At 70.0% G+C, this 13157-nt stretch carries 13 protein-coding genes and 4 pseudogenes; 5 read left to right on the top strand and 12 right to left on the bottom strand.

Translation table 11 applies throughout. The features are described from left to right. Positions 1–227: 227 nt before the first annotated feature. From H8R17_RS42315 to H8R17_RS42280, 8 genes are all read right to left on the bottom strand, one after another. Complete coding sequence (locus tag H8R17_RS42315; protein ID WP_187828510.1) at positions 228–821, bottom strand: biotin transporter BioY; 594 nt, start codon at positions 819–821, stop codon at positions 228–230. Positions 822–864: 43 nt separating this feature from the next. Next, the gene (locus H8R17_RS42310) at positions 865–1080 is read right to left on the bottom strand and encodes a biotin/lipoyl-binding carrier protein (RefSeq protein ID WP_187828509.1); all 216 of its coding nucleotides are present in this window, start codon (positions 1078–1080) and stop codon (positions 865–867) included. A gap of 9 nt (positions 1081–1089) precedes the next feature. Continuing rightward, positions 1090–2454, bottom strand: coding sequence for an acetyl/propionyl/methylcrotonyl-CoA carboxylase subunit alpha (locus H8R17_RS42305; protein WP_187828508.1), 1365 nt, complete (start codon positions 2452–2454; stop codon positions 1090–1092). Next, positions 2451–3218 (bottom strand): LamB/YcsF family protein, encoded by a 768-nt coding sequence (locus H8R17_RS42300; protein ID WP_187828507.1) that lies wholly within the window; start codon positions 3216–3218, stop codon positions 2451–2453. The genes H8R17_RS42305 and H8R17_RS42300 overlap by 4 nt, the downstream gene beginning before the upstream one ends. Continuing rightward, the gene (locus H8R17_RS42295; RefSeq protein ID WP_187828506.1) at positions 3218–4204 is read right to left on the bottom strand and encodes a 5-oxoprolinase/urea amidolyase family protein; all 987 of its coding nucleotides are present in this window, start codon (positions 4202–4204) and stop codon (positions 3218–3220) included. The genes H8R17_RS42300 and H8R17_RS42295 overlap by 1 nt, the downstream gene beginning before the upstream one ends. Beyond that, positions 4205–5167 (bottom strand): carboxyltransferase domain-containing protein, encoded by a 963-nt coding sequence (locus tag H8R17_RS42290; RefSeq protein WP_187828505.1) that lies wholly within the window; start codon positions 5165–5167, stop codon positions 4205–4207. A gap of 13 nt (positions 5168–5180) precedes the next feature. Continuing rightward, on the bottom strand, positions 5181–6701 hold the full coding sequence (locus H8R17_RS42285) for a cytosine permease (protein WP_187828504.1): 1521 nt from the start codon (positions 6699–6701) through the stop codon (positions 5181–5183). A gap of 186 nt (positions 6702–6887) precedes the next feature. Continuing rightward, complete coding sequence (locus tag H8R17_RS42280; protein WP_187828503.1) at positions 6888–8390, bottom strand: PucR family transcriptional regulator ligand-binding domain-containing protein; 1503 nt, start codon at positions 8388–8390, stop codon at positions 6888–6890. Positions 8391–8683: 293 nt separating this feature from the next. Between H8R17_RS42280 and H8R17_RS42275 the strand changes: the two genes are divergently transcribed. After that, a complete protein-coding gene (locus tag H8R17_RS42275; RefSeq protein WP_187828502.1) occupies positions 8684–8953 on the top strand; it encodes a hypothetical protein in 270 nt (89 codons plus the stop codon). Between the two features lie 52 nt (positions 8954–9005). Here the strand turns inward: H8R17_RS42275 and H8R17_RS42270 are convergent. Further along, a pseudogene (locus tag H8R17_RS42270) lies at positions 9006–9173 on the bottom strand (replication initiation protein, RepL2); the annotation flags it as partial. Beyond that, positions 9170–9364, bottom strand: a pseudogene (locus tag H8R17_RS48995) (MarR family transcriptional regulator); the annotation flags it as partial. The pseudogenes H8R17_RS42270 and H8R17_RS48995, both read right to left, overlap by 4 nt. Between H8R17_RS48995 and H8R17_RS48990 the strand changes: the two are divergent. The 4 genes and pseudogenes from H8R17_RS48990 to H8R17_RS42245 form a co-directional block, all read left to right on the top strand. After that, positions 9350–9547: pseudogene (locus tag H8R17_RS48990) on the top strand (DUF1622 domain-containing protein); the annotation flags it as partial. The pseudogenes H8R17_RS48995 and H8R17_RS48990 overlap by 15 nt on opposite strands. Further along, a complete protein-coding gene (locus H8R17_RS42260) occupies positions 9544–9798 on the top strand; it encodes a hypothetical protein (protein WP_187828501.1) in 255 nt (84 codons plus the stop codon). The pseudogene H8R17_RS48990 and the gene H8R17_RS42260, both read left to right, overlap by 4 nt. Before the next feature lie 626 nt (positions 9799–10424). After that, positions 10425–11141, top strand: a complete 717-nt coding sequence (locus H8R17_RS42250) for a DUF6766 family protein (protein WP_223126102.1) — start codon at positions 10425–10427, stop codon at positions 11139–11141. A gap of 45 nt (positions 11142–11186) precedes the next feature. Then, positions 11187–11834: a hypothetical protein gene (locus H8R17_RS42245; protein ID WP_187828499.1), complete on the top strand. Its 648-nt coding sequence runs from the start codon at positions 11187–11189 to the stop codon at positions 11832–11834. A 28-nt stretch (positions 11835–11862) separates the two neighbouring features. On the opposite strand, the gene H8R17_RS48985 is transcribed toward H8R17_RS42245, so the two are convergent. After that, positions 11863–13011: a DUF2188 domain-containing protein gene (locus H8R17_RS48985; protein WP_316959707.1), complete on the bottom strand. Its 1149-nt coding sequence runs from the start codon at positions 13009–13011 to the stop codon at positions 11863–11865. Between the two features lie 56 nt (positions 13012–13067). Continuing rightward, positions 13068–13157, bottom strand: a pseudogene (locus tag H8R17_RS48150) (IS6 family transposase); the annotation flags it as partial.

Genomic DNA, 13157 nt, shown 5'->3' with positions numbered 1-13157 from the left:
TTCCGCCAGGTCATCGGCGGCCACGGACTCGGTCACGGTGTCAGTCACTTGATGTCTCTTCCATGATCATCAATTACACCGGTGAGCGTACAGACCCCTGCTTCGGTGTCCGGAACCGCCTGGTCAGAGCAGGTACTGGGTGGTGCGCGGTCCGCTCTGTGACCGCTCATGCGGGAACGCCGCTGAACCACACCGTCCTCGCTGGCAGCACGGCTGCCATCCGTCCCTCAGCGGCCCGTCCGTGTCACGCCCTTCCAGGCCAGCGGCAGCAGCCCCGCCGCCACGGCCATCTTGAGTGCGTCGGTGACGAGGAACGGGGTGACCCCCTGGGCGACGGCCTGCGCCGGGCCCAGGTTCATGGCCATGGCCAGCCAGGTCGCTCCGACCAGGTAGATGACGGCGTTGCCCAGCGCCATCAGACCGATGGTGCCGACGATGCTGCGGTCATTGCCGCGGCGGGCGAGTTCGCCGACGAGCGCGGCCGCGAGGATGAAGCCGACGATGTAGCCGAAGGCCGGGCCGCCCGCGCCGTGGGCGTGGCCCGCGAACCAGGGGACTCCGGCGGCGCCCGCAGCCAAGTAGAGGAGCATGGAGGCGGCCCCGCGCACGGTGCCGAGCGCAGCTCCGGTCAGCAATACGGCGAGAGTCTGCAGAGTGAAGGGCACCGGGCTGAGCGGGGTCTGCAGGGACACCTGGGCGACAAGGCCGGTCAGTCCCGCGCCGCCGGCGACGAGCAGCACGTCGCGCAGTAGCGCCGAACCCGGTATCCGGTCGGCGAGGACACCCGGCCGGGACAGTGGCTGAAGGGTGGCAGTGGTCATGGTGGTGGGCTCCGTTCTCGGGACAGAAAAAAGGGGGGCGGGCTCAGGAGATCTCGGCGATCAACGCCCCCTCTTCCAGGACGTCGCCCTCAGCGATGGCGAGCTTGGTGACCGTCCCCGCCGTGTCCGTCTCGACCGGAATCTCCATCTTCATGGACTCGAGAATCGCCAGGGTGTCTCCGGCAGCGACGGTGCTGCCCTCGGTGACCAGGACCTTCCATACGTTGGCGGCCAGGTCGGCGGTGATCTGCTGGGGCATACGGGGCTCCTAGGGCTGGGACGGGCGGGGTGCGCGCATGCGGGTGACGATGCCGGTGGTGTACGTGCCGTCGACGAACACCGGCTCGTCGAGCAGCTCGGTGAAGAACGGCAGGTTGTTCTTCGGGCCGGTGATGGTGAACGACGCCAGTGCGCTGCGGGCCCTGGCCAGCGCCGCCTCGCGGGTCTCGGCGTACACGATCAGCTTCGCCATGAGCGAGTCGTACGCCGGAGTGACCTTGTCGCCCTCGGCGTACCCGGAGTCGACGCGTATGCCCTCTCCGGTGGGCTCGGCCCAGGCGGTGATGGCGCCGGGGCCGGGCAGGAAGCGGACGGGGTCCTCGGCGTTGACGCGGAACTCGACGGCATGGCCGTACGGCCGGACAGCGGTGAGGTCGACCGACGGGGGCAGACCGAAGGCGACCCGCAACTGCTCCTCCACCAGGTCGACGCCGTACACCGCCTCCGTCGCGGGGTGCTCCACCTGCAACCGTGTGTTCATCTCCAGGAACACGAAGTCCTGGGCGCCCGCCTCGCCGTACACCAGGCACTCGACGGTCCCGGCGTTGCGGTAGCCGACGGCCTTGCCGACCTCGACCGCGGCGGTGAGCATGCGCTCGCGCAGGTCGGCGTCGAGGGCCGGTGAGGGGCTCTCCTCCACCAGCTTCTGGTTGCGGCGTTGGACGGAACAGTTGCGTTCGCCGAGGGCGACGACGGTGCCGTCGGCGAGGCCGAGGATCTGCACTTCGATGTGGCGGGCGTCGGGGTAGTAGCGCTCCAGGAGGATGCCGGGATCGCCGAACAGCCGGACAGCGAAGCCGGAGACCGCCGCGTACTGCTTGCGCAGCTCCGTCTCGTCGTGGGCGATGCCCATGCCCATCCCGCCGCCGCCCGCCGACGCCTTGACCATCAGCGGGTAGCCGATGGCCGCCGCGGCCTCGACGGCGGCGGCCTCGTCGGTCACCGGGTCGACGGTGCCGGGCGCGACGGGCATGCCGGTGGCGGCGACCGCGTTACGGGCGTTGATCTTGTCGCCCATCAGCTCGATGACCTCGGGGTCGGGGCCGACCCAGACGAGGCCCGACTCCCGTACCCGGCGGGCGAATTCGGCGTTCTCGGAAAGGAAGCCGTAGCCGGGGTGGATGGCTGCGGCACCGGTGCGTGCGGCGGCTTCCAGGAGGCGGTCGGCGTTGCGGTACGACTCGGCGGGCGCGGCCGGACCGATCTCCACCGCCTCGTCGGCTTCGGCCGCGAACGGCAGCCCGGCGTCGGCGTCGCTGTGCACGGCGATCGTACGGATGCCGAGCCGGCGGGCGGTGCGGATGATGCGGCGGGCGATCTCGCCGCGGTTGGCGATCAGCAGGGACTCGATCACGGCGTCACCACCAGGCCGGCCAGCGGCACCATCTCGATGCCGTGCTCAACAAGAGCCGCGTGTACGGCGGTTGCGGTCTCGACGGCATTGGGTGCGTCGCCGTGCAGGCACAGGGAGAGGGCGTCGACGTCGAGTTCCGTGCCCTCGTTGGCCTCGACCTTCCGCTCCAGCACCATGCGCACCGCACGGCGGGCCACGAGGTCTGGGTCCCAGGCGAGCTTGACCGGCTCGATGACGAGGCGTCCGGAGCCGTCGTAGTGCAGGTCGGGGAAGGCTTCAGGGACGAGGGTGATGCCTTCCGCCGCGACCGCTTCCGTCGTGTCGCGGTTGAGCAGCATCAGCGGCAGTCCCGGATCCGTCTTGGCCACGGCACGGGCGACGGCGGCGGCCAACTGCGGGTCCTCGGAGGCCATGACGTACAGGGCGCCGTGCGGTTTGACGTGGGCCAGGCGCCCGCCCGCCGACCGTACGAAGGCATCCAGCGCGCCGAGTTGGTAGAGGCAGTAGTCCTCCAGGTCCTCCGGCGGGACCGTCATCCGGCGCCGCCCGAAGCCCATCAGATCGGGAAAGGCCAGGTGTGCGCCGATGGCCAGGCCGTGCTCCACGGCCGCCGCGACGGTACGGCGGATGGTGGGCGGGTCGCCGGCGTGGTAGCCGGTGGCGACGTTGACCGAGGTGAGGTACGGCATCATGCCCAGGTCGTCGCCCAGGCTCCAGCGGCCGAAGCTCTCGCCCATGTCGCAGTTGATGTCGATGCTGGGCATCACAGTTCCTCGTAGTGCTGGAGGTCGGCGGTGTAGTCGACGCGGGCGGCGAGCGAGAGCGCCTCGTCCAGGGAGACCTCGCGGAAGCGGATGGTGTCGCGGCCCGGCCGCAGCTGGCCGGTCTTCCACAGGCCCGCCTGGACGACCGTGCCGATCACGGTGAAACCGCCGGCGGTCGGCCCGTCCGGCCCGAGGATGACGGGGACGTCGCCGTTGGTGTTGATGCCGCCGACAGGGTAACTGCCGTCGAGCACGTTGGAGGGGTGGCCGCCAGCGACGCCGCCGGAGCGGCGGGCCCACTGGAAGCGGTGCGGCTGGAGGCGGGTGCCGACGCGGTTGGCGTTGAGGTCGACCTTCCATTCGCGGCCGAGCAGGTCCTTCCAGTCCTGTTCGGTGAGGAAGTCAGGGTCGGCGTGCGGGCCGCGCATCACCTCGATCTCCCAGTCGTTGGCCAGCGCCGGGCGCAGGGAGGCCGGGACGCGCAGCCGGACGGGCTCCGGCGCGGGCAGGGCGTGCAGCACGTCGCCCTTGGCCAGGGCGCGGCCCTCGACGCCGCCGATGCCGCCCATGGTGTAAGTGGCCCGCGAGCCGAGCACGAGGGGCACGTCGACGCCGCCGGCCACCGCCAGGTACAGCCGGAAACCCGGCCCCTTGACGATCGCGCACTTGATCTCGTCGCCCGGCACGACCCGGACGGTCTCCCACAGCGGCATCGGCTCGCCGTTGAGGGTGATGCCCGAGCCCTCGGCGCCGGTGACGGCCACCGACGTCTCGGCGAGCACCTTCAGGGTGAGGCGGCCCATGGGGATCTCCAGGGCTGCGGCACCGGGATCGTTGCAGACAAGGGAGTTGGCCACGCGGAAGGACAGATGGTCGATCGGCCCGGCCGGGAAGAAGCCCCTGGACTGCAGGCCCCGGCGGCCCGGATAGTCCTGCACCAGGGTCTGAAGCCCCGGCGAGACCACGTCGAAGACGGCAGTCGACATTTACGGCACCTCCGTACAGACAGCCGCCGCCTCGCGGGCGGTGCGCAGCGTGTCGGCTTCGGCGCGCACCTCGCTGGCGCGCTGAAGGTATTCGGCGACCGAGAACGGATCGTCCTCGATCATGTACTCGTACCGGTTCTCCAGCACGTCCCGGCGGGCGGCGAGCAGCTGGTCCTCGCTCACCCGCAGGAACCGCACCCGGTCACCGGGGCGGATCAGCAGCGGATCGTCGCGGAAGACGTCGTGCCGGGCGAGGATGTCGTAGACAGGAACGGTCCGGCCGAAGAGCTGGTAGCCGCCGGGCGACTCGACCGGGTAGATCGCCACGCACGGCCCGCCGATGCCGACGGCGCCCTCAGCGGTCCAGGTGCGGGTCGGGTTGTACTTCGGCACCGTGATGGCGTTGCGCGGGTCGAGCGGGAACATGAACGGCAGGCCGGGGAAGAACCCGGTGTACGCGTTCCACCACTCGGTGCCGGTGACCGTCTCGTACAGCGCCTCGGGCCCCTCGAGCCCGCTGTACTCGACGATGTAGTCGATGTTGGAGTTGTCCCGGACGTTCGGGGCGTCCTGCCGGATGGTCGTGGCGTACCGCCGTACCGCCTCCCGGCTCTCCGCGTCGTCGAAGGCGATCGGCAGCGTAATCAGCCGGCTCGGGATGGTCAGGGAGCGTACGGACTCCTGCGCGTCGTGCACCTCCTCCAGAGCGGCGATGAGGTCCTTGCGGTCGATGGCCGAGGGCTCGTACTGGAGGAGCAGGGAGCGGAAGCCGGGGGCGGCCTCCACCAGGCCGGGGACCGGGCGTGCGGCGAGGCGGGCGGAGACGGCGGTGACGAAGAAGTTCAGCTCCAGGTCGAGCGCCATCTCGCCATACTCGACGAGCACATACCGGTCGCCCGCGGCGCGGTAGGTGATGGCGGGCCGGTACCGGTCGGCGGCCCGGCTGTGAATGATCGCAGACATGATCCTCTTTCTTTCAGCGGCCGTCCGCCGCGCAGGCGGAGCAGACGACCGTGGCCTTGGGGGTCCGGTCCATCTCGACGGCGACGTACGACCAGTCGCAGGCGTGGCAGCGCACGCGGGCCTCCCAAACGTCCTCGACCTCGTCGCGCGGGTCGTCGCCGGTACGGCGCACGGCGTCGGGCCCGAGGACGAGAGCGAGCCAATACAGCCCGGCCGCCAGCACGACAGTGATGAGCGGGGCCAACTGAGCGAGTACGAGGCTCCCCTTCTGCTCGGTGAGGGCGATGCCGACGGCGGAGGCCGCCACCCAGGCCCCCGCCCCGGCCGTAATGGGGGCGAGCCGCAACGGCCGGAACTCGGGCAGCCCGTCGCGGTCCGCGCTGCGTACGGCGATGTGGACCAGGGCGATGGCCACCCAGGCGGTGACGAAGACGCCCTGCCAGGCCAGGGCGCGCAGCAAGTAGCTGAGCACATCGGTGAGCATCAGCAGGTAGGCGATGCCCCCAGCGACGGCGACCCAGGCGGCACGCGGCAGCTTCAGGTGCAGGACCCGGGCGGCGAAGGCTTCCAGGTTGGTGGAGGCGAGGTAGTAGTTGGCGGTGTTGATACGGGTCTGGGACACGACGATCACCAGGACGCCGGCGAACCCGAGGGTGTCGATGAACGCGTCCACCACGCCGGTCTCGGAGCCAGCGATGTTCCAGGCGCGGAGCAGGTAGATGCCGATGAGCCCGTTGACGGCGAAGGTGAAGAAGTAGAACACCCAGCCGAAGGTGACCGTGCCGTGGAACTTCTGGTCCTCTACCCTGCCGAAGCGGGCGTAGTCGACCGTGTACATCATCATGATCCACACGCCCATGTAGATCAGATACGACGTCAGCCAGCCCGGCAGGGGACCGGCGGCAGCCGCCGAGTGCAGCCAGTCCTGCGGGTAGCCCTGCTTGACGGTGGCGGTGACGACGACGGCGACGAGGCCGACTACATACAGAGGCAGCAGCACCCCGTTGAGCTTGTCCAGCCAGATCCGTACGCCGCCGATCACCAGCGGCAGGGCGTACAGCACGACGACCAGATACCAGATCTTGATGTCGCCGCCGAAGTACTTCTGGAAGGCGACCGCGACGATCGAGCCCTCGAAGACGCCGTAGTAGAGGGCGGTCGCGGCGAAGATGAGCGGCGCGAGCCCCGACCCGAGCACACCGAACAGCCGACGCGAGAGCAGGGCGACGGTCAGGCCGGTGCGGGCGGCGTACCGCGACAGCACCAGGTTGACCACGCCGTAGGTGGCTACCGTCAAGGCCATGCCCGCGATGGTCGCCGGGGTGCCGACGGCGTCCGCCGAGGCCACCGCGACGTACAGCCAGAACATGGCCGAGAACAGCGCCCACCAGGCCATCGTGAGCGACCAGCGGCCGGATCTCCAGGACAGCGGGACGACGTGGGTGGAGTAGTCCTCGGTGGCGGCCTCCTTGACGACTCTGGGGTCGTCGGTGAAGGAGACCTCCAGCGCGGGGCGCTCGGAAGTCGTGGACATGGGCGTCTCCTGGACGGGGAGGGCGGGGGCGGAGGCGGGGGGTGAGACAACGGTGCGGTGCGGTGTCCTGGGCGACCAATGCGCGATGTGCGGAAACGCGCATTACGTTTGCGCCATCTGCGGTCTGGTGGGGGTGGGGTTCCAGCCGGGGCGGGCCGCAGCGGTGGAGACGTCCTCAGCGGACCCTCATTGCCCCCGCACCGCCAACGCGAGCCACAGCTCGGCGCGCAGTCCCGGATCGGAGAACTGCCTGCCGAGGAGCATCTCGGCGCGGCCGAGCCGGTAGGTCAGGGTGCGGCGGTGGATACCCAGGGCCGCGGACGCCGCCTCGGTGTTGCCGTTGTGCGCCAGGAACGTCCGGACGGTCTCCATCAGGTCGATGCGCCGGGCTCCCTCGGACTCCAGCGGGGCGAGCAGAGAGAACGCCCACCCCTCCGCCTCCGCCGGGCCTAGGTACGACAGCAGCCCCACGCTCGCGACGTCCTGGGTGCTCAGCAGCCGCCCGGCCGCCGACGCGGGCAGCGTGTCGGCGAGCGCGGCGATCCGGGGCCAGACGCGGGCCAGCCCGCCCATGTCGACGGGCTCGCCGATGACGCCCAGGCTTCCGCTCACGGCACTGATCACACTCTGTACGACACCCGCGTCCCCCTCGACGACGGGCAGGACCACCACGACCCGGCCCCGGCTGTCCCCCGCCACCAACGCCGACACGATCTGCAGACTGCGCTCGTTCTCCAGCGCCTCCAGCAGATCGTCGCGCCGGGCCGAAGATACGGTGAGCGCGGCGACGCGCACCGGTGGCTCCGGCAGGGGGATGCCCAGCGCCTCCGCCGCGTGCCCGGCCGCGTCGACGCGGCCCAACAGGAGCATGGACAGCACAGTGGCCCGCTCCCGCCGCTCACTGTCCAGCAGCTCCGCTGCCTGAGCCACCCCGAGGGACAGCAGATCGACCGCGACGTCGACGACGCCCCGCTCGTACCCACGCAGAGGCGCGGAACGTCCGACGGCCAGCACACCCGCCGGACGGGCGGCCCGACCCACCGGCAGCAGGGTCACCCGGGCACCGGCATGATCGAACGCCGCCGCGTGCCACGACCGGGTACGCGCCACCTCCAACCGCACCCGCTCGGCGTGCCGACGGGCGTACTCAGGCGCACCGGCCAGCAGATGTCCCTCGCGGGACAGCAGCAGCACCCACGCGTCGAGCTGCCCGGCCAACCGGGTGATCACGGACCGGTGGGGCGGGGGCGTCATCGCCGCCCGGACGAGCCCGCGGTAATGCTCCACGGCCGCGGTCTGCTCAGCGCACTCCACGGCCACCAGTCCGTCGACCACCCTGCGCACCACCGCGCTGAAGGGCGTCGGTTTCGGCACCTCGACCACGCTCAGGCCGCGCCGCACGGCCTCCGTGAGCAGTGCCTGCGGCACCTCGGTGTGCCGCAGGCCCACCCCGAACCCGAGGGCGGGCACTCCCGCCCGCACCAGCCGCTCGACGTACTCCGGCCAGCGCCGACTGGTCCGCCCCAGGCTCAGCCCGGTCGTGAGCAGCAGACTGTCCCGGTCCAGATAGGGCGTCGGATCGACCAGCTCACTGACATGCGCCCACCGCACGACCACCTCGCCACGCCCGGTGCGCAGCTTCAGGCCGAGGTCCTGGTGAGCGAGCAGACCCGCCAGAGTGAGGGGCACGCGGCCAGGCTAGGCGAGACTGGAACCGGACGACATCACCGCTTGTGGCACCGGCCTCAGCAAGCGTCGTTCGCGGCGGCGCGGGCCCGTCTGTGAACCACCACGGGATCGCCCGGCCGCCAACGTATCGGGACGTGGGGGTCGGTGGCGATGACGGGTTGACAGGGGTGCCGAGCGCCGGCACCCCCGCCCACACGCAAGCCGACGGCCGGCACCCAGTTGCTTGCCCGTCTCCAGAACCACCTGGAGGGTGCGCCCCGACTGGGCGAGGAGGAACTGACCCGGCTGTGTCAGTGGCGGGGTTCTATGAGGCCGTCTACCGCAATGGCGTCTTCTCCCGGCGCCGGAACCTGCTCGCCCTCGCCGACGCGCACACCACCGTGGATCAGCTGACTGCAGCGGTGCCGGCGTACGTCTTGGAGGACATCGCCGAGCAGGTGGAGCTGGCCGAGCGACCTTTCGCACCGTTCAGGCAGTTGCCGGAAGGGCAGCGGGTGTGCGGGCCTGTTCCACTGCCCCAGCTGCGCGCACTGCTGCGAGACCACCTTGGGGAGCAGCCATGATCGGCATCCTTCCGGGTCTTCGATGTCTCCATCAAACCCGGGGCGATTCAGTCGGGGACATGCCGACGAGCTTGGCGAGGTTGGCGCCGGTCTCCACGACGGCGCCGGCGCGGTCGGTGGGGTGCATCGCGTAGAGCATGACGACCAGGCGCTGGTTGGCGGTCATGCCGGCAGTGCGGTGGAGGACGTCCAGGAGCTTTCGCTTGTCGTCGTTGTTCACTGGGCCTCCCACCACGAAGGGGATGTGTTGTCGAAGCCGGGGATGTCCGGCGGGTTGCACGTCTTGATCGCTTCCCGTTGCTCGATTCCGGTGCCGTGAAAGGCAATGTACGGGCTGATCCGGTAGAGCCTGTAGTTGCCGATCCGACCGCGCTCGATCAGGATGCGGCGCTTGAGCAGTTTCCGGGGGATGTGCTGTGCACCGCGGTCGCGCCGAGCTTCACCGAGATCGGCCAGTTGGCGGCCATCGCCGCGATTCGTACCGCGCTGAACTTCTTTCTGAGGCGGGAGATCGCCCAGGAACGGGCCGAAGTGGCCGCCGATCAGTCGGGGGAGCACAAGGCCGACCCCCGCCCGGCCGAAGGCACACCATGAGCAACATTCTCACCGCAGGCGCACTGCTGGTCACGGCAGCCGGGGTGCTCAGCGCCATCACCGCCTATGCCATCTCACGGCGCATCAGCCAGGCGCTGCCCGTTCTGCTCGACTTCCTCACCGGCGCCGGCCTGATCCGCCTGGCCGCGGACATCTCCTGGAACAGCATCATGGTGGCCGCCGCGGTCATCGCCGTACGAAAGATCGCCGCCATCGGTGTCGCCGCGGCTCCGCGACTGCAGCAGCCCTGACCCACGGCGCGGAGTGCTTGGGTGTGGGCCGGATGAGGGACCACGCCGCGTGGCTGGCCTACTCCATTGAGTGCCTTTTGTGTACTTGTGCGGTGCCGGACACCGCTCCGGCACCGAAGAGGTGGTGAGGCGATGCTGAAGTGGCGGCACGGCATGGCAGCGGTGGCCGCCGTGACGCTGACCGGCCTGTGGCTGCGGCACCGTCTCCGAACGCCAGGACGAAGCCCGGGCGGCTGTGGGGAAGTTCGAAGAGGCGCTTGCCAGTCGGGCCCACATCCGCCTGTGCGCAGCTCTGGTCCCAGGCACACGGCAGGAGGTCGAACAGTCCGCGAAACGCCCATGCCCGCAGGCCATCAGCGAAGAGCAGCTCAGTACCGGCGGTGAGGTGCGCACCGTCGACGTGTACGGCCGGCAGGCCCGTGTGGTGCTCGATAGGAACACCTTGTTCCTGTCCCGGTTTCCCCGCGGATGGCTGGTGACCGCGGCCGGCTGCCAGCAGCGCCCGGCGCAGCCCTACCAGTGCCAAGTCAAGGGCGGGTGACGACGGTGAAGATCATGTTCGCGGGGATGCTGGTGTTGATCGGCGCCGGCCTTGCCTACTTCGCGGCTCTGGGGCTGATGCAGCGATGACCCAGACCTCCTCTGCCACCCTGCCTGACGGCATCACTCTGCGGCGTTTTCTGTACCGCAACGGGCTCAGCCTGTTCTTCACCCTGGCGTTCTTCGCATCGTTGATCGGCCAGGCGTTCACCGGGCACGCCGCCTTCAACAACCAGATGGTGGCGGACAAGCTCGCCACGGTCAGCTTCTGGGACTACGTCACCTCATCCGACTTCGCCGTCAACGCCAGCGAGAACTGGCAGTCGGAGTACCTGCAGTTCCTCCTCTACATCGCCGCCACCATCTGGCTGCTGCAGCGCGGCTCCCCGGAATCGAAAGAACTCGGCCAGCACGGCCCGGAGTTGGACGAGGCCCAGATGGTCTGCGAACACGCCAAGCCCACCTCTCCCGGGTGGGCCGGGGCGGGAGGGTGGCGGCAGAAGCTCTACTCCCACTCCCTGCTGATGACCATGGGGGCGATCTTCGTCCTGTCGTGGCTGGTGCAGTCGGTCACCGGCGTCGCCGCTTACAACCAGCAGCAGCTGCGCCAACTGCAGGCCCCCTTGAACTGGGCGCAGTACGTGGGGGCGGCGGACTTCTGGAACCGCACGCTGCAGAACTGGCAGTCCGAGATGCTGGCGGTTGCCTCCATGGCGGTGCTGTCCGTCTATCTGCGTCAGCGTGGTTCCCCAGAGTCCAAGCCCGTCGGCGCCCCGCATGACGCCACCGGTGCGCAAGGATGACCCGGCTTGAATCCTGACGTACGTGACCAGCTGGCGCGTGACCTGTTGGAGCGGCTCACCCCAGTGATGAGCGGCCTGGGGCTGCTGTTCTTGCTGGTGGTCGTCGCCGAGCGGATGGTCGCGCCGCAAAGCGCGGCCGCGACCGGGCTGACGGTGGTCGGCTGGGTTCTGTGGGCTGCTTTCGCCGCGGAGTTCGCCGCCCGGCTCGCGCTGGCCTCGCACCGCGGCCGGTTCCTCCGTGCCAACTGGTGGCAGATCATTTTCCTGGTGCTGCCGTTCCTGCGGGTGCTGCGGCTGCTGAAGTCGCTGCGGCTGCTGCGCACCGGCAGGGTGGTCTCCTCCACCGTGCGGTCCTCCCGCTCGGCGGGGCGGATCCTGGGCGACCGGGCGGCGTGGCTGTCGATGGTGACACTGATCGTCATCGTGGCCGCCAGTGATCTGCTGTATGAGCTCGACGGCGCCCACGGCTCGTATGGCAGCACGCTGCATGCCACCGCGCTGATGACGGTCAGCGGGCAGCCGCTTCGCACGGCCAGCACCTACGGCAAGGCGCTGGAGGTTCTGCTGGCGCTGTATTCCGTGGTGATCGTTGCGGCCCTGGCGGGAGTGTTCGGTGCCTACTTCATCCAGCGGCGTACACAGCCGGCACCGCCTGGTGATGGAACGGTGCCGGTGCCGCCCGACACCGGCTGAGCAGGAGGCCCCGCCCGGCCCGTCGGGGTCAGCCGGGGGTGCGGCGGGGGTCGTTGCCGTAGGTGTACTCGGTACGGATGCGCCCGTCACGGCCGTGGACGATGACCTGTGCGGGTTCATGTCCTTTGGCCTGGCTGCGCGCCGCGCTGATGGCCTCCTCCTGGGTGCGGTGCGGCTCGCGCTCTTCGCGGCGGCCCTCTTTGTGCTCCACCTGCCACCGGTTGCCGTCGCCTCGCTCTCCGGCCGGGGTGACGCGGTACACGGTCCTCTGCGGTGTCTTCGCCATCGTTTCCTCCTTCGCTGGTTGGGTGGCCGCTTCCGGCCGTTTGTGCGGTGCAGTCCCCCACGCTGTTTCCAGTAGAGGCACATCTTCGGGGGTCATGTCGCCGCGCAGCCGGTGCACGCCCACCGGGTGACGCCAGCGGCCTGCGTCGATGGCCATGTCGCCGAAGAACTCGGCTACCAGCTCGGGAGTCACAGGGGTGAACGCCAAGGGCTCCCGGCTTCCCCAGTGCGAGGAGATGCGCATCTCCTGCCAGGGATGGCCGGCCCTGGCCGGAGTGATCAGCTCTGCGCCGTCACCGCGCAGCCGCTCCGGCAGGGGCGTGCTGCGGGCGACCAACCGGAATTCTCCCTCGTTGGTGTAGCGGCCGAGCAGGAGCGTCTGCGGATGCGCAAGGGTCCCGGTGACGGCGCCGATGATGGCTTCAGCGGTCTCGCGCCTGCGGTATTTCTGCCAGCCTCTGCGCCCAGGCTGGTAGGGCTGCGAGGCCCCCTTGGCGACGATTCCCTCCACGCCGGCGGCCGCCCACTGGGTCATCCATTGCCGGGCCTGGTCCGGGTCGCCGGTCGTGGGGGTCAGCGCCCACGGCGCGGCCAGGCCGTGGCCCTGGAACAGCGACTCGAGCGCCGCCCGGCGCTCCCGGTAGGGCCAGTCGAGCATCGTGGTGCCGGCGTGCAGGAGCAGGTCGAAGGCGATCAGGTGCGCCGGCTCACGGCCGGCGAGGCGGGCCACTGCCGCCGGGCGGCGGCTGGTGCGCTGCTGCAGGGCCGCGAAGTCCAGCCGCCCCTCGCGGTGGATCACCGCCTCGCCGTCGATCACCACATCCTCGCCCAGAGCCTGGGCGGCCTCGCTGATCTCCGGGAAGGCCGCGGTAAGCCTCCCAGGAGGAGAGATATCAATTTTGACACCATTTGTGCGGGTACGCGGTGGGGGTGAAGCTGGTGCCTCCCGCGTCGGCGGCGCAGCGCGCCTGCGTAAGCCTGCCCGAACTTCACACACCAGCGGCGGACCGTCTCATAGGAGACGACGATCCCGCGCTC

The organism is Streptomyces sp. TRM68367 (assembly GCF_014495685.1).
Taxonomy (GTDB): domain Bacteria; phylum Actinomycetota; class Actinomycetes; order Streptomycetales; family Streptomycetaceae; genus Streptomyces.
The sequence above is the reverse complement of the archived record's forward strand: the minus strand, read 5'-3'. Positions and strand labels throughout refer to the sequence as shown.

What these genes read in the sequence shown, in the direction of transcription:
- H8R17_RS42290 (WP_187828505.1), bottom strand. Translation starts at nt 5,167, where the DNA reads ATGTCTGCGATCATTCACAGCCGGGCCGCCGACCGGTACCGGCCCGCC.
- H8R17_RS42315 (WP_187828510.1), bottom strand. Translation starts at nt 821, where the DNA reads ATGACCACTGCCACCCTTCAGCCACTGTCCCGGCCGGGTGTCCTCGCC.
- H8R17_RS42310 (WP_187828509.1), bottom strand. Translation starts at nt 1,080, where the DNA reads ATGCCCCAGCAGATCACCGCCGACCTGGCCGCCAACGTATGGAAGGTC.
- H8R17_RS42250 (WP_223126102.1), top strand. Translation starts at nt 10,425, where the DNA reads ATGACCCAGACCTCCTCTGCCACCCTGCCTGACGGCATCACTCTGCGG.
- H8R17_RS42260 (WP_187828501.1), top strand. Translation starts at nt 9,544, where the DNA reads ATGAGCAACATTCTCACCGCAGGCGCACTGCTGGTCACGGCAGCCGGG.
- H8R17_RS42295 (WP_187828506.1), bottom strand. Translation starts at nt 4,204, where the DNA reads ATGTCGACTGCCGTCTTCGACGTGGTCTCGCCGGGGCTTCAGACCCTG.
- H8R17_RS42300 (WP_187828507.1), bottom strand. Translation starts at nt 3,218, where the DNA reads ATGCCCAGCATCGACATCAACTGCGACATGGGCGAGAGCTTCGGCCGC.
- H8R17_RS42285 (WP_187828504.1), bottom strand. Translation starts at nt 6,701, where the DNA reads ATGTCCACGACTTCCGAGCGCCCCGCGCTGGAGGTCTCCTTCACCGAC.